Source organism: Sphingomonas oleivorans, from assembly GCF_003050615.1.
In the GTDB taxonomy this organism is placed as follows: Bacteria; Pseudomonadota; Alphaproteobacteria; order Sphingomonadales; family Sphingomonadaceae; genus Sphingomonas_H; species Sphingomonas_H oleivorans.
Genome location: NZ_NWBU01000004.1, coordinates 61,306 through 78,428 on the forward strand (window position 1 = coordinate 61,306; position 17,123 = coordinate 78,428).

The window sequence follows — 17,123 nt, forward strand, 5'->3', positions numbered from 1 at the left end:
GCCGGGGAGAGAGATGCGCCTATCGCCTGTACCGCAAAGCCCGCTTGCATCGGCGGCCTTCGACATGCGGCTGGCCCGCCATGGCGCCCGGCTCGACCGGCAATTGCAGGCGCTCTATGGCGCCACGCCCGATGCCGCCGAGCTTCCGGCGCGCGTGCGGACGCTGCTGCGCGCCCGCTTCGAAGAGCGTCCGGAAGAGCTGCTCGCGCTCGATGCCGCGCGCGAGGCCCGGCCCGACTGGTTCGTCGATCCAGCGATGCTGGGCTATTCCACCTATGTCGATCGGTTCGGCAGCACGGTCGCGGGTGTGGAAAGCCGCGTCGACTATCTGGAAAATCTGGGCGTCCGCTATCTGCATCTCCTCGCCCTGCTGAAGGCGCGCGAAGGGGATAGCGATGGCGGCTTCGCGGTCGCGGACTATCTGGCGGTGGAGCCAGCGCTCGGCAGCATGGCGGATCTGGAGCGGCTGACCGCGCGCCTGCGCCGCGCGCGGATCAGCCTGTGCGTCGATTTCGCGCTCAACCACACCGCCGACGACCATCATTGGGCGAAGGCCGCCAAGGCGGGCGATCCTCATTATCGCGACTTCTACATCGTCCTCGACGACGAGGCCGAGGTGGCCGCGCGCGAAGCCAGGCTGGGGCAGATCTTCCCCAAGACGGCGCCCGGCAATTTCACCTATATTCCCGAATTGAAGGGCTGGGCCTGGACGACCTTCTACCCCTTCCAATGGGATTTGAACTGGGCCAATCCCGAGCTGTTCCTGGCGATGCTCGACGCGCTGCTGACGCTCGCCAATCGCGGGATCGAGGCGTTCCGGCTCGATTCCATCGCCTTCCTCTGGAAAGAGGCGGGCACCGACTGCCGCAACCTGCCGCTCGCCCATGTCGTGGTCCGCGCGCTGCGCGCGGCGCTCGATATCGTGGCACCGGGCGTGCTGCTGAAGGCCGAGGCGATCGTGCCGACCCGCCATGTCCTGCCCTATTTCGGGGGCGAGGAAGGCGGCGAGCCCGTGCCCGAATGCCATTTGGTCTATAATAATTCGCTGATGGTTTCCGGATGGGCAGCGCTGGCCGAGGGCGATGCGCGACTGCCGCTCGCAATCCAGCAGGAAAGCGCGAAGCTGCCGCCGAACGCCAATTGGCTGAGCTATTCGCGCTGCCATGACGATATCGGCTGGGGCGCGCTGCTGGGCGATCTGGCGGCGATCGATCCGGCCCCGGAAGCGCGGCTGAAGGCGGTGGCGGCGATGCTCGAGGGCCGTTCCGGCGGCTGGGGACGCGGCGAGGCTTTCCAGACCGATGGCGACGGGCTGCACGGCACCAACGGCACCATGGCCTCGCTCGCGGGGCTGGAGGCGGCGGGCGAGGATCCCGCCTTGCGCGAGCGCGCCTTTGCGCGGATCCGCCTGCTGAACGCACTGGCCATCGCGAGCGGCGGACTCGCGACCCTCTATATGGGCGACGAGACGGGCGTGCTCAACGACCGCACCTATCTCGCCGATCCCGAAAAGGCGCATGAGGGGCGCTGGCTCCATCGCCCCGTCATGGACTGGAGTGCAACCACGACCCCGGACGCCGCACGCATCGGCGGCGATATCGCGGCGCTGCTCGCAGCCCGGATCGCATCCGGCGGTGCAGGCAATGTTCGCGCGCTCGACAGCCGGAACCCGGCCGTCCTTGCGCTCGCCTGCGGGATGGATATCGTCCTCCTCAACTTTTCCCCGGACACGACGACGGTGGACATTGGGCTCACATCCTGGCGCGACAGGCTCGGCAAGGGCGCGGGCACAGGCATGATCGACATAGGGGGGCTCGACGTCATCTGGGCAGCCCGCGAATAATGATTGCATTGGCCGGACGGGCGCCGGCCACCTCGCGCCCGCGTGGCGCGCACAAATAAGAATCACGCGCCGAAACGGCGTCGAAGGGAGAAGACAGGATGACCGAAGGCATCGCCAGGCTGGCGCCGCTCGATTTGGGGGTGATCGCCGTCTATGCGCTGGGGATCATTGCGCTCGGCCTATGGGCGACGAAACGCAAATCGACCGCGCAGGATTTCTTCCTGGCATCGCGGGAATCGCGCTGGCCGGTGATCGGCCTGTCGCTGCTCGCATCCAATATTTCCTCGACCACGCTGATCGGCCTTGCCGGTGCTGCCTATTCGGTCGGCATCTCCGTCTATAATTATGAATGGATGGCGGGCGTCGTGCTCGTGATCTTCTGCGCCTTCGTCCTGCCGGCGATCCTGCGCAGCCAAGTCTATACGATGCCGGAATTTCTCGAACGCCGTTATGACGGCTTCGCGCGCAGCTATTTCACCGGCCTTACCCTCTTCCTCAACATCGTCGTGGATACGGCCGGCACGCTCTATGGCGGCTCGATGATGTTCAAGCTGCTGTTTCCGGATGCGCCGCTAACGCTCATCGTCGCGGCGCTGGCGCTGGCGGCCGGGACCTATACCGTCGCAGGCGGCCTGCGCGCCGTGCTCTACACCGAAACGGTGCAGGCAATCATCCTGCTCGGATCGTCCATGGCGATCGCCTTCTTCGCCTTCGCCAAGGCGGGCGGCTGGGATGTGGTGATGAACAATATCGATCCGGCCAAGCTCAGCCTCATCCGGCCGCTCGACGATCCCGGCGTGCCATGGCTCGGCATCGTCACCGGCGTGTCCATTCTCGGCTTCTATTTCTGGTGCACCAACCAATTCATGGTGCAGCGCGTGCTCTCCGCCAAGTCGCTCGACCATGGCCGCTGGGGAAGCCTGTTCGCGGGCCTGCTGAAGCTTCCCGTGCTCTATTTCATGGTCCTTCCCGGCAGCGTCGCCATATTGCTCTATCCGACGCTCGACCGGCCCGACCTGGTCTACCCCACTTTGCTCTTCGATCTGCTCCCCGTCGGCATCGTCGGGCTGGTGGTGGCGGGTTTCCTGGCAGCGATCATGTCCGCCTCCGCATCGACCTTCAACTCGGCCGCCACCCTCTTCACCATGGATGTGGTGCGTCGCTGGAAGCCGGATACCGACAGCCGCGACCTCGTCTTCTGGGGACGCATCTCCACGCTCACCTTCATGGCGCTGGCGATATTGTGGGCGCCGCAGATCGGCCGCTTCGGCTCGCTCTTCCAATATCTCCAGGCGATCCTTTCCTATGCCGTGCCGCCGATCGCGGCGCTGTTCGCGGGCGGGCTGCTATGGCGGCGGGCCAATGCGCGCGGCGCCCGCTGGACGATCATCATCGGCTTCCTCTCGGGTGCGGCGCTGTTCGTGCTGAACGCGGTGCTGGGCCTGATCTCGATCCACTTCCTCTATGTCGCCGCGATCCTGCTCCTGATCTCGATCGCGACCCTGATCGTCGCGAGCCTGACGGCGCCCGCGCCCGATTCCAGCAAGACGGAAGGGATCGTCTGGACCCCGGCAATCTGGCACGCGGAAAGCGCGACGCTCCGCGCCCTGCCCTTCTGGCAGAATTATCGGACACAGTCGGCGGGGCTGCTGCTGCTGACCGCCGCCATCGTCTGGACCTTCCGCTAGTTCCGCTAGGTCGAGCGCCGGACGACCAGCTCCGGGGGCAGCACGACCGAGGAGGGCTCCGCCCCATCGATACGCGCGAACAGTCGATCCACGAGCAGCCTCGCCGCCTCTGCCAGATCCTGCCGGATCGTCGTGAGCGGCGGCGAGGTGTGGGCGGCAAGGTTGACATCGTCGAAGCCGACGACGCTCACATCGTCCGGAACGACGAAACCATGTTCGTTCAGCGCGCGGATCGCGCTCATCGCGATCACGTCGGATGCCGCGAAGATAGCGTCGAGCGGCGCCAAACCGGGCGCCGCGCCGGCCAGAAAGTCGCTTATCGCCTCATGAGAGGCATCCGCGGTGAGATGCGCCTCGATATGCGGCCCCGGCGCGATGCCGGCTTCGGCAAGCGCGGCGAGATAGCCGGCATGGCGCGCGGCGATCTCGGGAATGTCGGTCGTGCCGACGAAGGCGATGCGCCGCCGTCCGCGCTTCAGCAGATGATCGGTGGCGAGCCATCCGCCCCGGCGATTGTCCGTGCCCACCGAGGCATAGACCTGCCCCACATCTTGCCGCTCGCCCCAGACGATCAGCGACCGATAATGGCTGGCGACGCTGTTCAGAATGGCATCCTGGTTCGACTGGCCGATGACGATGACACCATCGACGCGGCCGCCGCGCACGATGCTCGACAGCCAATCCTCGCCGACGGGGATCACCTTGGAGAGGACGAGATCCTGTTTCCGCGCGGTCAGCTCGTCCGCCAGATGACCGATCAAGGCGATGAAGAAGGGATCGGAGATATTCTGCGCGCTTTCATGCCCCAAAGGCAGGACCACGGCGATCGCATTGGTACGCCCCAGCTTCAGGTTGCGCGCGGTCTGGTTGAGGCGAAAGCCATGTTCGTCGGCGAGCCGGCGGATGCGCTCGCGCGTCTTGGCGCTGAGCATGCCGTTGCCGGACAGGGCGCGCGACGCCGTACCCGGCGAAACACCGGCCAGCGCGGCCAGCTCGGTCAGGTTGGTTACGGGTTTGACGGGCACCATCTGCCATTCCTCACATGCGTTGCGCAAAGCTTTGCGCAAGCGCGCGCGCAAGTCCATCGCCGAGCTTAGCGACGGCACCGTTCCGGAGCCATCATATCCATATTTGCTACCGAAAACGCGACTGCGGCGGGCAATACATTGCCCGCCGCAGCATAAGAGGAACCGGTTCGGCGATCAGGCGCGGCCGGCGCGTCCATCGAGGCTGATGGCGCCCGCGCCGAACGCCGCGACCTGGAGCAGGCCACCGGCAATGGCGAAATTCTTGAGGAAATGGATCATCTGATTCTGATCGGCGAAATCGGCGTGGAAGCCCAGGGCAGTGACGACGGAGAAGCCCGCCAGCGCCAGGGCGACAAGCCGCGCACGATAGCCGGCCAGCAGCAGCAGGCCGCCGCCCAGTTCCACCAGCAGCGCCACGGCATAGGCCAGCTTCGGCGCGGGCAGGCCTGCGCTGGCGATATAGCCGATCGTGGCGCTGGCGGCGGTGAGCTTGCCGAAGCCGCTCAGCAGGAAGATGGCCGAAAGCAGGACACGGCCGACAAGCGAGGCGCCGCCCGAAAGGGCAGCGGCCGACGAGGAGGAATTCCGCACGGAATCAGCGGTATAGGCCAGTTGGGACATTGTCTTGATCCTTTGAATGAGAGAAAAGGGGGTAAGCGGGGACGCTGGACGGAAATGCCGGTCAGTAGTCCGAACGGCGAGGATTGCTTGCGACGGTAGAAGTCGCGCTGACGCCCACGAGAAACAACAGATTTGCGCCGAGCAGACCGAGCAGAAGACTGTCGAAATATTCGGCGATCATGATCCCCAAGGTCAGCAGCAGGGCCGCCGACAGCAACGCCATCACGTTCCCGAGGCGGAGAAGCCGGGCCGGAGCAGGCTGCGCAACCGTGCGGGGCCGCCGTGCCACCCGAGGTCGCGCAGGATTGGCGGACGCCGCGGCGACTGAACCGATCTCGGCCGGAAACTCAAAATTCATATAGGCCATTCGAGCCTCCATCGTCGGAGCAGCGTCGTTCCTGGCGGGTTGCCGGGGATCGACGGCCTCACAAATGGGCCTGTCCGACTTTCAGGAAAAGCCGAATAATATCGAATGGAATAATCGAAAAATTGGAAAAGTATGCCCTGCCCTCACCCTATGGCAATCCACCGAGAGCCATCCGGATTGTTCAATTTCATGGAACGTTCCGATCTATTTTATCCGGATTTTCGGGTCATCGGCCCTGAACCATAATCGCCGCATCAACTCGCGACCCGAACGGCCTTTCCCCCCGACGGCGCGAAACAGGGAGGCGACCATGATCCAGACCAGCATAGCGGAACCCATGCTTTCCAAGCTCGAATGGAAGGTGATTTCGCTCGCCTTCAACGAGGCGACCGAATGTGGATGCGGCAGCTTCGAGGAGCCGTCGCGCCTTGGCGGCGCGGTCCGCCGGGCCTTCAACTGGATCACCGGCATCGAGCCGAGCCGGCCGCTCGCCGACCCGAAGCTGGAGTCGCTGCGCCGCTTCGCCTGCGAGACGCGCCGCCATGGCCGCCCCGCGAAAGATCTCGCGCCGGCCCTGATCGAACATGGTTTCTCGGCGGGTCAGGTGCAGGCTGTCGCCCTGCTCTCGACCCACTGAGCCCGCCAACCGGCGCCGCCTTGTCCTCCCCCTCCCCCCTGGGACAAGGCGGCGTCGGCCCCCAAGAGCATGTTGTGATTAGATCTAATCACAACATGCTCCAATTCTCCTTTGCTTCCCGCATTTTCTGAGCCGTCAGGCGATTCCGCCCGACTTGAAAACGCTAGCGGCGCGGCGCGCCGATCAGGCCGTGGCGCGCAGCCGCTCGATCAGCCAGCGCGCCGCCGGACCGGGCGGCGTATCCGTCCTATAGACCATTCTCAGCGGATAGGGCCCGCCGATCACATCGGGCGAGGCAAGGCGCACGAGCCGCCCCGCCTCGATATCCGCACGGACCATCGGCTCGGGCATATTACCCCAGCCCAGCCCTGCCAGCAGCAAAGCATGCTTGGCGCCGAGATCCGCCAGCCGCCATGTGCGCAGCGCCGTCACCTGAAAATCCTGCCCCTCGGTCAAGCGCGAACGATCGGTGAGGACGAGCTGGACATGATCCCGGCTCGCGCCCGGAGTCTCGCCCCCCGGCTGTGCGAGCGGATGATGCGGCGCGGCGACGGGGATGAGCTCGACATGGCCGATGCCGATATAATCAAGCCCCTCCAATTGCGTCTGCAACGGCCCGGTGACGCCGATCACGGCGGCGCGATCGACCACGAGCTGCGATACCGCGCCGAGCGCCTCGACATGCAGGCGCAGCGAGACGGTGGGGAATTCGGCGCTGAACGCGGTGAGCGCATCGGTCAGCCGCGCCGTCGGCAGCAGCACGTCGACGGCGACCGTCACCTGCGCCTCAAGCCCCTCGAGCATGCCCGTCACCCGTGCACGCAGCCCATCCACCCCGCGCGCGATCGTGCGCGCTTCGGACAGGACCATCCGCCCAGCTTCGGTAAGCTGCGGCCGCTTGGTCGACTCCCGATCGAAGAGCGTCAGGCCGAGCTGCGCCTCGAGATTGGTGATCGCATAGCTGATGACGGAGGTCGCCCGTCCGAGCTTGCGGCTCGCGGCCGCGAAACTGCCCGTCTCGACGATGCAGAGAAACACCTGCAACTGATCCAATGTGGGCGTGCCGGGGCCCCGCATATCGCATTCCTCGAAAAGCTGCCGTTCCGTAGACCGAATCTCATCGCCATGCGAGCCACCGTGCCGGTCTCCCGATCGTCGGCACGCACAAGCGGCGCTGATTATCGGACAAGGCGTGAAATGCTTATTCGGCGCCGGGCCGAGACGATGGCGATGCCACCTCCCGTCCGACAGGATAGATGAGATAGCGCCGATCGAAATAGGGCGTGCGCTCGTAGAAGAAGGCGAGCCGGCGCGCGGGGCTGGCGGCGAAATCGGGATCGGCGGCGAGCTTCGCCTGGAATGCCCGGGCAAGCGCGGGATCGTCGGCCATCATCCGCTCCGCCAGCGGCGCCATGATATAGCCTTCGGCATATTCGGTGCGCTGCATGATTTCGGGAAAGAAGCCCCAGGCGAGAAAACTGTCGCGGCTTTGCGGCTCGAGCAGAATCGCAGCGAGTTCGCCCAGCGGCTGGTCGGTCGGGATACGCACCGAGCCCGGGGCATAAGTGACCTCCCGTGTCTCGGGCGTGAAGCTGTCGGCCGCGACCGGGAAGCGTCCTTCCTTCTCCGCCGCCGGATCGGGGCGAAGATTGGCGATCCGCGCCACATCGACCCGCACGGTGCGGGGTTCCGCAATCCTTTCCATCATTATTCCGTGCCGCTGGAGCCGATCGATCAGCTCGGGCTTGGTGGCGGGCACCCAATAAGCGGCGGGCGGGCTGACGACGATGTCGGGCGTGCTGCCGAACACCGGCACGGACAGCGGCTTCGCGGGACGGCCGAGCCAACGCACCTCGTCCCGCCCCGTGATCGCCGAGCGATAGGTCTCGCGCGCCACGGGCCGGAAGAGGAAGCTGTCGACCGGCGCCGCATCCGCATCCTTCCAGCCGAGCGTCACCTGCTTCGGCCGCAGCGCCAGATCGGCGGCGCGCGCGGCTTTCAGTTCGGAGGCATGGTCGGCCGCCGTACGGAGCGTCTGCTCGATCAGCACATAGGTGCCGAGCACGCGCTGCCGATAGGGCTTCAGCGAATGGGTTTCCACCAGCACCGTGGGGATCCGGCGAGCATCGCCATAGCCGGTGGAAAAGCGTGCCTGATCGGCGCCAACGCGAATGCCCTTTTCCGGCGCGCGCCCGTCGAGCGGATCGAGATAGGGGCCCGGCACATGCCCCGCCCCGATCAGCGCGCGCTCCACCTCCGGCCGGTAGATGTCGTCGAGCCAGGCCCCTCCCCGCACGCTTCGCGCATAGCGGCCGTGCCAGCCGGGATAGGAGAAGGTGATGTCATGGACATAATCCATGCCGTCGGTGACATGGATGTCCAGATAGAGATCGGGATCATGCGCCCGGATAAGCCCGATCAGCCCCTGCATTTCGGGCGTGTCGGCCTTGGCATAATCCCGATTGAGATTGACGTTCTGGCCGGTCGTGCGCCAGCCTTGGACGAGCGGGCCGCGCTGATTGGGCCGGCTGTAGGCCGATCCATTCTCATGCCCGTCCGGGCTGACGATCGGCACGAAGACGAGATCCACGCCGTCGAGCAGCCGGTCCTTGCCGTGGAAGGCAATGTCGCGCAGCAGCATCAGGCCGGCATCCTTGCCGTCTATCTCGCCCGGATGGATGCCCGCCTGGATCAGCACGATGGGCTTGCGGCTTCCCGTGCCCGGCGCCCCCTTGGACGCGATGACAGCATAAAGCTCCCGTCCCTCGGGGGAGCGACCATAGCTTTCGATCCGGAACAGCGGCGAGGCGGCAACCAGCCGCTCCAGCCAGGCGCGCGTTTCGGCATAGTTGGGGGTCGAGACGAGCCCCGTCTTCTCGGCGGGCGTGATCCAGCGATCATCCATGCGCGCCACGAGCCGCTCGCTCGCGCCATGCCAGGCGAGAACCGGCGGCAGCACGGCATCGGGCGCAAAGAGAGGCTCGGCCGCAATCGGCTGTGCCGCCATAGTGCCGGCAAGGAGGAAGGCGATCCGCCTGGGATGAGACATGGACGTTCCCGAAATGAGTGGCCCGAAATGAGTGGCCCGAAATGAGTGGTGCCGCTGCATAGAGCAGCCGCAGGCCGTCTCAAAGGGAATGGAGAAGAGCGATTGACGTCGCCGCCAACCCTGTGAAGAGCGCCGGGATGGCCAAGCTCTATTTCTATTATGCCTCGATGAATGCGGGCAAATCGACGATCCTGCTCCAGTCCAGCTTCAACTATCAGGAGCGGGGAATGGAGACGATGCTCTTCACCGCCGGGATCGACGATCGCTACCGCCGGGGCACCATCGCCTCGCGCATCGGCCTGGAGGCGCCCGCCACCTGCTTCGATGCGACGACGGACATGCGCGCCGCCGTCGAGGCCGAACATGGCCAGCGCCATCTGAGTTGCGTGCTGGTGGACGAGGCGCAGTTCCTCAAACGCGCGCAGGTCTTCCAGCTTGCGAGCATCTGCGACGAAATGAACATCCCGGTTCTGGCCTATGGGCTGCGCACCGATTTCCAGGCCAATCTGTTCGAAGGCAGCATGTATCTGCTGGCGCTCGCCGACACGCTGGTCGAGATCAAGGCGATCTGCGCGTGCGGGCGCAAGGCGACGATGAACCTGCGCATCGATGCGGACGGCAATCCGGTGCGCCAGGGCCAGCAGACCGAGATTGGCGGCAACGACCGCTATGTCGCGCTGTGCCGCCGCCATTATATGGAGCAGACCCACGGATGAGCTTGTCGGGGCCGGGTCGCTCCATCGCGCCCGGCCCAGCGACTTCGGTTATTTCCCGCTTTTCATCTCGGGGTGGATGCGGAGCGCGTCGCCCACGCGCGGCTTGCCTTCCAGCGCGGCGATGCGCGGCAGGGCGGCGAGCAGAATATCCAGCGAAACCGGATTGAGCTGCTGGTAGATGGCGGAAAGGCCATCGAACTTCCATTCGCCCAAGCCTTCGGCCGGGTTGGAGATGATCACCAGACAGGCATAGTTGATGCCCACCATGCGGGCATAGGCGATCTCGGTGCCGACGCTCATCGTGACCAGATCGCCGCCGAGCTTGGCGAACATCCTGATTTCCGCCGGCGTCTCGAACCGGCCGCCGGCCGCCTGCAGGACGACGCCCCCACGATGGACGCCGATATCCGCCAGCGCCTTGTCACGCTTCAGCCGCTTTTCGGTCTCGCTCGCGAGGATCTCGTCCAGCAGCGGATCGGTCGCCGGCGTATAGCGCGGCAAGATGACCTCGCCTTCCTTGAATATCGATGCCGGGAGCAAGCGCGGCCGATCGATGTTGAAATCGATCAGATCGTTGGGAACGACATAATCCCGCACCTTCATTGCGGGGTTGATCCCGCCCGCGGTCGCGCCGCCGATGGCATCGCGCACGCCGAGCTTGTACAACGCCGCCCAGGTTTCGACGAACCTGCCGCCGCCATGTCCGTCCACATAGTAGAAGGATATGCCGCCCGATCGGCCGCAGCGTATCTCGGGAGAGGGCCCGACCGCCGTTTCGATCGTGAAGGGCTGGCCGAGAAGGCCCGACTTCATCATCGCATCGTTGATGAACGTGCCGCCGACGATGGCGATCTTCGCCTGGCAGGGCGGCTGCGCGACGGGTGCGGCGGCTTCGGGCGCGGCCGCCGCCGGCGCCGCACCGAACGCCAGGCCGACGAGCATCAGGGTCGCAAGAAATTTCATGATCGCTTCCTGTTGAATGAGAAATCAGTGGCGCAGGGGCGCGGCATAGAGCTTGTGCAGCAGCGCTTCGAGCTTGGCGCGATCCACCTCCTGCACGACATTCTGAGGCCGCTCGCCGAGCCCTGGCCGATAGTCAGCCGTCCAGGACAGCGTGTCGCCATAGCTGCTGGTGAAGCTCGTCTCGAAATCGACATAGAGATCGACCGATTTCGAGATGATCGACGGATCGAGCCATACGGCCGCGGCGATCTCGTCCCACATCGGGAAGCCTGCCTCCGCCGTCTTGACGATCATCTTCGCAAGCGGGGTATCGACCTTGCCCAGGCTGTCCAGGAAGGCACGCGTGAGCTCGGTTCCGGTCGAGGGATCGACGGGAACCATGGTGACCTTGCGCCAGGGCGCGTGCGCCATAATCTTGGCCGCTTCCGGATCCCAGCGGATATTGAACTCGCGCCGGGGCGAATTGACATATTCGCGCGCAAACTGCTCGGCGCTGAGCGAGGGCAGCTTCTGATGCGGATTGAGGCTGCCGCCCATATAGACCAGTTCCTTGACATTCTCCGCGAAGGTCGGGTCCAGGCTCTGCGCCAGCGCGATATTGGTCATGGGGCCGGTGGCGATGATGGTGATCTGGCCGGGAAACTCCCTGACCTTGCGGATCAGGAAATTGGCCGCGATCTCCGGGGATGGCTTGGTCGTGGGATTGCCCTCCTTGAGCGACGGCACGACATTATAGGCATGATATTGCGGCTGGCTCTGGATCGTTCCTTCCGGCCATTCCTCGTTCATCCACGCGCCCTTGTAGACGAGCTTGCCATAGACGCCTTCCCAGCGCCGGGTCAGTTCCTCGCTGTTGACCAGGGGGAATATGGCGCCCGGCACCACCGGAATGTCCGTCCGGCCGGCAATTTCCACGACGCGCAGCGCATGCGCCACGCTCACGTCGCGCCAGGTGGAGCCGCTCGTGATGGTGATACCGAGCAGTTCGACGTCGGGAGCCTGGAGCAAGGGCACGGGCGATCCCATCAGGCCGCCAATATCATCGTCAAGGATCACCTTGCGCTTCGGTTCAGCCGCCTCGGCGGGCCCGCCGATGAGGAACAGGCCGAAGAACAGCCCGCCCAGCAGGGCCCGACCGCTCGTCCGCAACGCATTGCGCCATGCGCGCATGCCCATCATATTTCTCCGTCGCTACCGAATCTCCTCGTTCTTCCTGCGGCGAATCAGTCCTCTGGCGGGAACATGGCGCCGACATATCCCCAGCGCGGCGGGCGGCGCAATTTGTAATTAAGCCCTTACTGATGCAGCGCGTGGCACATCTGAACAGGCTGTGCGTCGGCACCGGCGCACACATAGGCGCGCAGCACCTCCACGCAATGATCCAGCCGCTGGGCGCGCCATTCCGCGCTGCGCATGTCGACGCCCAAGAGCGCGGACAGCGAATAGCTGTTGGAGAGATGAAAGCGGCTCTGCGCCGTGATGGTGACGTAGAGATTGACCGGATCGATCCCCGGGCGGAACACGCCCTGCTCCTCGCCCGCGACGAGAATGTCGCTGAGCATCGCCTTCAGCCCGGCGGCCGCCTCCGGCACGCGCTTGGATTTGCGCACGAAGCGGCCCTGCATCATATTTTCGGCGCGCAGCAGCCCTTCGAAATAGGGATTATTCTCGAAATAGGAATAAGTGAAGCGCAGAAGCTGTTCCAGGCAGCCGAGCGGATCGGACAGGTCGAAGCTCAGCGCGGCCTCTTTCTTGCGCAGATCGTCATAGGCGGCCTCGATCACCGCAAAGTATAGCGACTTCTTATTGCCGAAATGGTGATAGAGGAGACGAATATTGCATTTGGCCTGCGCGGCGATCTTCTCCGTCCGGGCACCGGAAAATCCGTTCAGGCTGAATTCGCGGGTCGCCGCGCGCATAATGGCGTTGCGGGTCCGCTCGGCATCGCGCTTGCGCGGCGCGGCCGGCGTTTCGGCGGAGCCCATCTTCTTGTCCTGCAATATTTCTCTCCGCCAATCCTTACGTTCCAAAAGCGCCGCAGTAACGAATGCCCGCGCATCGCCGACAGGATCAATATGCCATCGTCACGATCGGGCAAGGCCAATCGGCGCGGGCCGTCCGTTCCCCGGACAAGGGGAACGGACAGATGCCCTTCAGCGCGCCTTGGCGAAGGCTTCGCGCAGGCTGTCGGTCGCAAGCCGGATGGCGCTGCGCGTCGCGAGGCGGCCGGCTCCCGCGCCGGGATCAGAGAAGGGTCAGCCGTACGTCGAGCCCGTTGCGGGTCGCGTGCGAATAGGGGCAGACGATATGGGCCTGCTCGACGATGATCTGGGCGGTGTCGCGATCGATGCCCGGCAGGCTGATGGCGAGCGCGACATCAAGGCCGAAGCCGGTGCCGTCCTCGCGCGGGCCGATGCCGACCGTCGCGGTGACCGTGCTGTCCTCCGCCACCTTCACCTTCTTCTGCGCGGCGACGAACTTGATCGCGCCGAGGAAGCAGGCGGAATAGCCGGCGGCGAAGAGCTGCTCGGGATTATTGCCCTGACCACCCGGCCCACCCAGCTCCCGGGGCGTGACGAGCGTGACGGCGAGCGCCCCGTCCTTGGTGGCGGCAGAGCCGGTGCGGCCGCCGGTGGCGGTGGCTTCAGTGGTGTAGAGAATAGCCATTTCGATGCTTCCTTCGATTGCGGGACGCCCTGTTGCGTCGATGGAAGCGAGATAAATCGTACGCGATTTAATATCGAGCGACTTTAATAGATCAGCGTGATCGATTTTTCCATCGTTGCCGATCACATCGCGCACGATATATATTGGCGAGCTTGCGCGCATGGCCGCCCTCTGGGCGCAGCCGCCGCGCCCCGGAGACATGCAACATGGCTGGCAAGACATTCGATCCGCTGCATCTCGACGAGCAATTCTGCTTCGCCGTCTATTCGACGGCGCATGCGCTCGGCCGCACATATAAGCCGCTGCTCGACAAGCTCGGGATCACCTATCCGCAATATCTGGTGATGCTCGTCCTGTGGGAGGGGGACGATCGCAGCGTCGGCGATATCGGCGAGCGGCTGATGCTGGAATATAGCACGCTCAGTCCGCTCCTGAAGCGGCTGGAGGCGCATGGCGCGATCGAGCGCGTGCGCAATCCCTCGGACGAGCGCCAGGTCCGCATCAGGCTGACGGAAAAGGGGCGCGCGATGAAGGCGGTCGCACGCGACTTCCCCCACGCGATCCTCAGGGCGAGCGGCAAGGATGTCGCCACGCTCCGCGCGCTGCGCCGGGATCTGTCGGACGTTCGCGACACGCTGCTGGACGGTTAGGGCATTTCCCACCTGACCGCGCTCGGCCCGAGCGCGGCGAGGGAAGCCGGCCCGGCCCCTATCCTGCCCCGCCCGGCGCATGTCATAGGCGGCGCCATGCAAGACGCCGCCCCACCCTCCCATTCCTCCTCCCCGCTCCTTTTCATCGCGCTGCTGCTCATCGCGATCCTATCGGTCCAGAGCGGTGCCGCGATCGCCAAATCCCTGTTTCCGATCTTCGGCGCGGAAGGCATGGCGGCAATGCGGCTTGCCCTGTCGGCGGTCATCATCAGCCTGATCCTGCGTCCATGGCGCGCGGTGCCGCCTGCGGGGAGCCGGCGCCCCATCATCCTCTACGGCCTCTCGCTCGGCGTGATGAACCTCGCCTTTTACGCCGCGCTCAGCCGCATTCCGCTCGGCATCGCGGTTGCGCTGGAATTTAGCGGCCCGCTCGCGGTTGCCCTGCTCGATTCCCGCCGGCTCGTCGATTTCGCCTGGGTCGGCCTCGCCGTCATCGGCTTGCTGCTCCTGCTTCCGATCGACATCGGCGTCGCCGCGCTCGATCCGCTGGGGGTTGCCTGCGCCCTGGTGGCCGGCCTCTTCTGGGCGCTCTATATCGTCTTCGGCCAGAAAGCCGGCCGGGCGCATGGGCCGACAAGCGCCGCTTGGGGAATGATGATCGGCGCGCTGCTGATCTTTCCTGTGGGGCTTGCCGACAAGGGCGCTGCGTTGTTCACGCCTGCGCTGCTTCCGATGGTGGCGGCGGTCGCCCTGCTGTCGAGCGTCCTGCCCTATACGCTGGAGATGATCGTGCTGCGCCATCTGCCGGCACGCTCCTTCGGCACGATGATGAGCCTCGAGCCGGCGGTCGGCGCGCTGGCCGGGCTGCTGTTGCTGGATGAGCGGCTGACACCGATCCAATGGACCGCGATCATCGCCATCGTGATCGCATCGATCGGGACGACCACCGGCCTGAAGCAGGAAACATTGCCCGCCCCCAATTGACGATGTTGCTTATCCGCCCTGCAGCCATCATTCCGGCGCCGACCTCGCAAATGGATCAATGCATGTCTGAACTTATCCTCTCTTCCGACCCGCGCCCGCTCGGCAGGAGCGGATTGACCGTTTCGCCGATCGCCTGGGGTATGTGGCGCTTCGCCGGATGCGACGTGCCCGCCGCACGGGCGCGGATCGATGCGGCGCGCGAAGCGAGCATCACGCTGTTCGACACCGCCGATATCTATGGGCTGGACAGCGAGGGCTTCGGCACGGCCGAAGCGCTGCTGGGCCGGGTGTTCGGCGAGGACAGGCGACTACGCGACGATATCGTGCTCGCCACCAAGGGCGGCATCGTCCCCGGCACGCCCTATGATTCGAGCACGGCCTATCTGCTGAAGGCGCTCGATGCCTCGCTTGCCCGGCTGGGCGTCGATCATGTCGATCTCTATCAGATCCACCGCCCGGACCTGCTCGCCCATCCGGCGGACGTCGCGGCGGCACTGACGGCAATGGTCGAAAGCGGCAAGGTCCGCGCGGTCGGCGTCTCGAACCACACGCCCGCACAGACGGCCGCGCTGCAGGCGCATCTCCCCTTCCCGCTCGTCAGCCATCAGCCCGAATTGTCGCCGCTCGCGCTCGCGCCGCTGTTCGATGGGCTGCTCGATCAGGCGGTGGAGCGCGACATGGCGGTGCTCGCCTGGTCTCCGCTCGGCGGCGGGCGGCTGACCGACGGCACCGGCAATGCGCGGGAAAAGGCGGTCGCGGCGGCGCTCGGCGCCAAGGCGGAGGCGTGCGGCGTCTCGCTTGCCGCCGCTACTTATGCCTGGCTGATGGCGCATCCCGCCCGGCCGATCCCGATCGTCGGCAGTCAGCGGCCGGATCGCATCCGCGAGGCGGCGGATGCCTTCCGGATCGTTTGGACGCGGGCCGAATGGTATGAAGTGCTGCAGCTCTCGCTCGGCGAACGGCTGCCCTGAACGCTATAGGCCGGAGGCGGGCGGCGCGAGCGTTCCCAGCCAGGCGACCGACGCCAATATCGCAACGGCGCATCCCGTCTCCACCGCCAGGCTACGCCGAAGCGTGAAAAGTGCCGCTTGATGGTCGCCCGTCGCCAGCGCCTGCGCGAAAGCAGGCGTCAGCCGGAAGCGGTTGAGCGCGGCCAACAGGAGCATGGCGACGAACAGCGCCAGCTTGCCGAGCAATAGCTGGCCATAAAGACCGGTCGCCATGTCGAGCAGATGGCCGGGCCCGACCAGCAGCCAGCCATTCACCAGCCCCGTGATCAGGAGCGTGCCGACGACGACCGTGCCGATCGTCGAGAAGCCGTCGAGCGCGCGGCGGGACAGGCGGAGATGCGCGGCATCGGCGCGATCGAGCGGACGAAAGACCAGCAGCAGGAGCCCGATCAGCGCGCCGATCCAGATGCCCGAAGCCAGCAGATGAAGGATGTCCGCACCGAGATGCGCCCAGCCGATCATCCCCTCATCCATCGCACCATGCCCGGTCCAGGCGAGCGTCGACAGGGCGACACCCGACAGCAGCGCGACGGCGGCGAGGCTCGCCGCCGGGCCACGTCCCGCCGCGAAGGCCGCCAGCAGCGCCAATCCCAGCATGGCGACACGCACCAGCCAGGACTTGCCCACCGGCGTGCCCGTGGCGACCATGTCGAACGTTTCCCGATCCACCTCGAACGGCGAGGCGCCGAGCATGCCGGCGACGAGCAACAGCATGCCCGCCGCCGACAGAAGGAGGCCCGCCACGGCGCCGCCCGCGAGCCAGGGCCGAAAGGCGATCGCGCCGCCCGGCCCGCGCTCCGCGCCACGCAGCGCGTAAAGACCAAAGGCGGCGAGGCCGAACAACAGCATCAGATCCGCATAAAGCGCGAACCTTGTGAAAATGATCGGCCAGTCGCCCAT

The 17,123-nt window shown here is 65.6% G+C and carries 17 protein-coding genes; 7 read left to right on the top strand and 10 right to left on the bottom strand.

Annotated features, from left to right (window positions below; all coding sequences use genetic code 11):
- Positions 1 to 13: 13 nt before the first annotated feature.
- Both CLG96_RS00475 and CLG96_RS00480 read left to right on the top strand, forming a co-directional pair.
- A complete protein-coding gene (locus tag CLG96_RS00475) occupies positions 14 to 1,843 on the top strand; it encodes an alpha-amylase family glycosyl hydrolase (RefSeq protein WP_107965916.1) in 1,830 nt (609 codons plus the stop codon).
- A gap of 98 nt (positions 1,844 to 1,941) precedes the next feature.
- Complete coding sequence (locus CLG96_RS00480) at positions 1,942 to 3,531, top strand: sodium:solute symporter (protein WP_107965917.1); 1,590 nt, start codon at positions 1,942 to 1,944, stop codon at positions 3,529 to 3,531.
- Positions 3,532 to 3,536: 5 nt separating this feature from the next.
- Here CLG96_RS00480 and CLG96_RS00485 read toward each other — a convergent pair whose 3' ends face one another.
- From CLG96_RS00485 to CLG96_RS00495, 3 genes are all read right to left on the bottom strand, one after another.
- Positions 3,537 to 4,559: a LacI family DNA-binding transcriptional regulator gene (locus CLG96_RS00485; protein ID WP_107966742.1), complete on the bottom strand. Its 1,023-nt coding sequence runs from the start codon at positions 4,557 to 4,559 to the stop codon at positions 3,537 to 3,539.
- Positions 4,560 to 4,733: 174 nt separating this feature from the next.
- Positions 4,734 to 5,180: a DoxX family protein gene (locus CLG96_RS00490; RefSeq protein ID WP_107965918.1), complete on the bottom strand. Its 447-nt coding sequence runs from the start codon at positions 5,178 to 5,180 to the stop codon at positions 4,734 to 4,736.
- A gap of 61 nt (positions 5,181 to 5,241) precedes the next feature.
- Positions 5,242 to 5,547, bottom strand: a complete 306-nt coding sequence (locus CLG96_RS00495) for a hypothetical protein (protein ID WP_107965919.1) — start codon at positions 5,545 to 5,547, stop codon at positions 5,242 to 5,244.
- 310 nt (positions 5,548 to 5,857) lie between these two features.
- Between CLG96_RS00495 and CLG96_RS00500 the strand changes: the two genes are divergently transcribed.
- Positions 5,858 to 6,184 (top strand): hypothetical protein, encoded by a 327-nt coding sequence (locus CLG96_RS00500; RefSeq protein WP_107965920.1) that lies wholly within the window; start codon positions 5,858 to 5,860, stop codon positions 6,182 to 6,184.
- 183 nt (positions 6,185 to 6,367) lie between these two features.
- Here CLG96_RS00500 and CLG96_RS00505 read toward each other — a convergent pair whose 3' ends face one another.
- Both CLG96_RS00505 and CLG96_RS00510 read right to left on the bottom strand, forming a co-directional pair.
- Positions 6,368 to 7,261 carry a LysR family transcriptional regulator gene (locus tag CLG96_RS00505; protein ID WP_107965921.1) on the bottom strand — a complete coding sequence of 298 codons (894 nt, stop codon included), beginning with the start codon at positions 7,259 to 7,261 and terminating at the stop codon, positions 6,368 to 6,370.
- Between the two features lie 124 nt (positions 7,262 to 7,385).
- Positions 7,386 to 9,233, bottom strand: coding sequence for a M14 family metallopeptidase (locus CLG96_RS00510; RefSeq protein ID WP_107965922.1), 1,848 nt, complete (start codon positions 9,231 to 9,233; stop codon positions 7,386 to 7,388).
- Positions 9,234 to 9,370: 137 nt separating this feature from the next.
- Here CLG96_RS00510 and CLG96_RS00515 point away from each other — a divergent pair, with 137 nt between their 5' ends.
- Entirely contained in the window at positions 9,371 to 9,949 is a 579-nt protein-coding gene (locus CLG96_RS00515; protein WP_107965923.1) for a thymidine kinase, read from the top strand.
- A 48-nt stretch (positions 9,950 to 9,997) separates the two neighbouring features.
- Here CLG96_RS00515 and CLG96_RS00520 read toward each other — a convergent pair whose 3' ends face one another.
- From CLG96_RS00520 to CLG96_RS00535, 4 genes are all read right to left on the bottom strand, one after another.
- Positions 9,998 to 10,912: a phosphorylase family protein gene (locus tag CLG96_RS00520; RefSeq protein ID WP_207796520.1), complete on the bottom strand. Its 915-nt coding sequence runs from the start codon at positions 10,910 to 10,912 to the stop codon at positions 9,998 to 10,000.
- A 24-nt stretch (positions 10,913 to 10,936) separates the two neighbouring features.
- Positions 10,937 to 12,091, bottom strand: coding sequence for a nucleoside hydrolase (locus CLG96_RS00525; RefSeq protein WP_243395545.1), 1,155 nt, complete (start codon positions 12,089 to 12,091; stop codon positions 10,937 to 10,939).
- A gap of 116 nt (positions 12,092 to 12,207) precedes the next feature.
- Positions 12,208 to 12,912 (bottom strand): TetR/AcrR family transcriptional regulator, encoded by a 705-nt coding sequence (locus tag CLG96_RS00530; RefSeq protein ID WP_207796521.1) that lies wholly within the window; start codon positions 12,910 to 12,912, stop codon positions 12,208 to 12,210.
- Between the two features lie 244 nt (positions 12,913 to 13,156).
- Entirely contained in the window at positions 13,157 to 13,585 is a 429-nt protein-coding gene (locus CLG96_RS00535) for an organic hydroperoxide resistance protein (protein ID WP_279330536.1), read from the bottom strand.
- Positions 13,586 to 13,785: 200 nt separating this feature from the next.
- On the opposite strand from CLG96_RS00535, the gene CLG96_RS00540 reads away from it, so the two are divergent.
- The 3 genes from CLG96_RS00540 to CLG96_RS00550 all read left to right on the top strand — a co-directional run bounded on the left by CLG96_RS00540 (position 13,786) and on the right by CLG96_RS00550 (position 16,184).
- Positions 13,786 to 14,229 carry a MarR family winged helix-turn-helix transcriptional regulator gene (locus CLG96_RS00540; RefSeq protein ID WP_107965924.1) on the top strand — a complete coding sequence of 148 codons (444 nt, stop codon included), beginning with the start codon at positions 13,786 to 13,788 and terminating at the stop codon, positions 14,227 to 14,229.
- Positions 14,230 to 14,325: 96 nt separating this feature from the next.
- Positions 14,326 to 15,213, top strand: a complete 888-nt coding sequence (locus tag CLG96_RS00545; RefSeq protein WP_107965925.1) for an EamA family transporter — start codon at positions 14,326 to 14,328, stop codon at positions 15,211 to 15,213.
- Between the two features lie 62 nt (positions 15,214 to 15,275).
- Complete coding sequence (locus CLG96_RS00550; protein ID WP_107966747.1) at positions 15,276 to 16,184, top strand: aldo/keto reductase; 909 nt, start codon at positions 15,276 to 15,278, stop codon at positions 16,182 to 16,184.
- 3 nt (positions 16,185 to 16,187) lie between these two features.
- On the opposite strand, the gene copD is transcribed toward CLG96_RS00550, so the two are convergent.
- Complete coding sequence (copD, locus tag CLG96_RS00555; protein WP_107965926.1) at positions 16,188 to 17,123, bottom strand: copper homeostasis membrane protein CopD; 936 nt, start codon at positions 17,121 to 17,123, stop codon at positions 16,188 to 16,190.

What these genes read in the sequence shown, in the direction of transcription:
- CLG96_RS00475 (WP_107965916.1), top strand. Translation starts at nt 14, where the DNA reads ATGCGCCTATCGCCTGTACCGCAAAGCCCGCTTGCATCGGCGGCCTTC.
- CLG96_RS00480 (WP_107965917.1), top strand. Translation starts at nt 1,942, where the DNA reads ATGACCGAAGGCATCGCCAGGCTGGCGCCGCTCGATTTGGGGGTGATC.
- CLG96_RS00485 (WP_107966742.1), bottom strand. Translation starts at nt 4,559, where the DNA reads ATGGTGCCCGTCAAACCCGTAACCAACCTGACCGAGCTGGCCGCGCTG.
- CLG96_RS00490 (WP_107965918.1), bottom strand. Translation starts at nt 5,180, where the DNA reads ATGTCCCAACTGGCCTATACCGCTGATTCCGTGCGGAATTCCTCCTCG.
- CLG96_RS00495 (WP_107965919.1), bottom strand. Translation starts at nt 5,547, where the DNA reads ATGGCCTATATGAATTTTGAGTTTCCGGCCGAGATCGGTTCAGTCGCC.
- CLG96_RS00500 (WP_107965920.1), top strand. Translation starts at nt 5,858, where the DNA reads ATGATCCAGACCAGCATAGCGGAACCCATGCTTTCCAAGCTCGAATGG.
- CLG96_RS00505 (WP_107965921.1), bottom strand. Translation starts at nt 7,261, where the DNA reads ATGCGGGGCCCCGGCACGCCCACATTGGATCAGTTGCAGGTGTTTCTC.
- CLG96_RS00510 (WP_107965922.1), bottom strand. Translation starts at nt 9,233, where the DNA reads ATGTCTCATCCCAGGCGGATCGCCTTCCTCCTTGCCGGCACTATGGCG.
- CLG96_RS00515 (WP_107965923.1), top strand. Translation starts at nt 9,371, where the DNA reads ATGGCCAAGCTCTATTTCTATTATGCCTCGATGAATGCGGGCAAATCG.
- CLG96_RS00520 (WP_207796520.1), bottom strand. Translation starts at nt 10,912, where the DNA reads ATGAAATTTCTTGCGACCCTGATGCTCGTCGGCCTGGCGTTCGGTGCG.
- CLG96_RS00525 (WP_243395545.1), bottom strand. Translation starts at nt 12,091, where the DNA reads ATGATGGGCATGCGCGCATGGCGCAATGCGTTGCGGACGAGCGGTCGG.
- CLG96_RS00540 (WP_107965924.1), top strand. Translation starts at nt 13,786, where the DNA reads ATGGCTGGCAAGACATTCGATCCGCTGCATCTCGACGAGCAATTCTGC.
- CLG96_RS00545 (WP_107965925.1), top strand. Translation starts at nt 14,326, where the DNA reads ATGCAAGACGCCGCCCCACCCTCCCATTCCTCCTCCCCGCTCCTTTTC.
- CLG96_RS00550 (WP_107966747.1), top strand. Translation starts at nt 15,276, where the DNA reads ATGTCTGAACTTATCCTCTCTTCCGACCCGCGCCCGCTCGGCAGGAGC.
- copD (WP_107965926.1), bottom strand. Translation starts at nt 17,123, where the DNA reads ATGGGCGACTGGCCGATCATTTTCACAAGGTTCGCGCTTTATGCGGAT.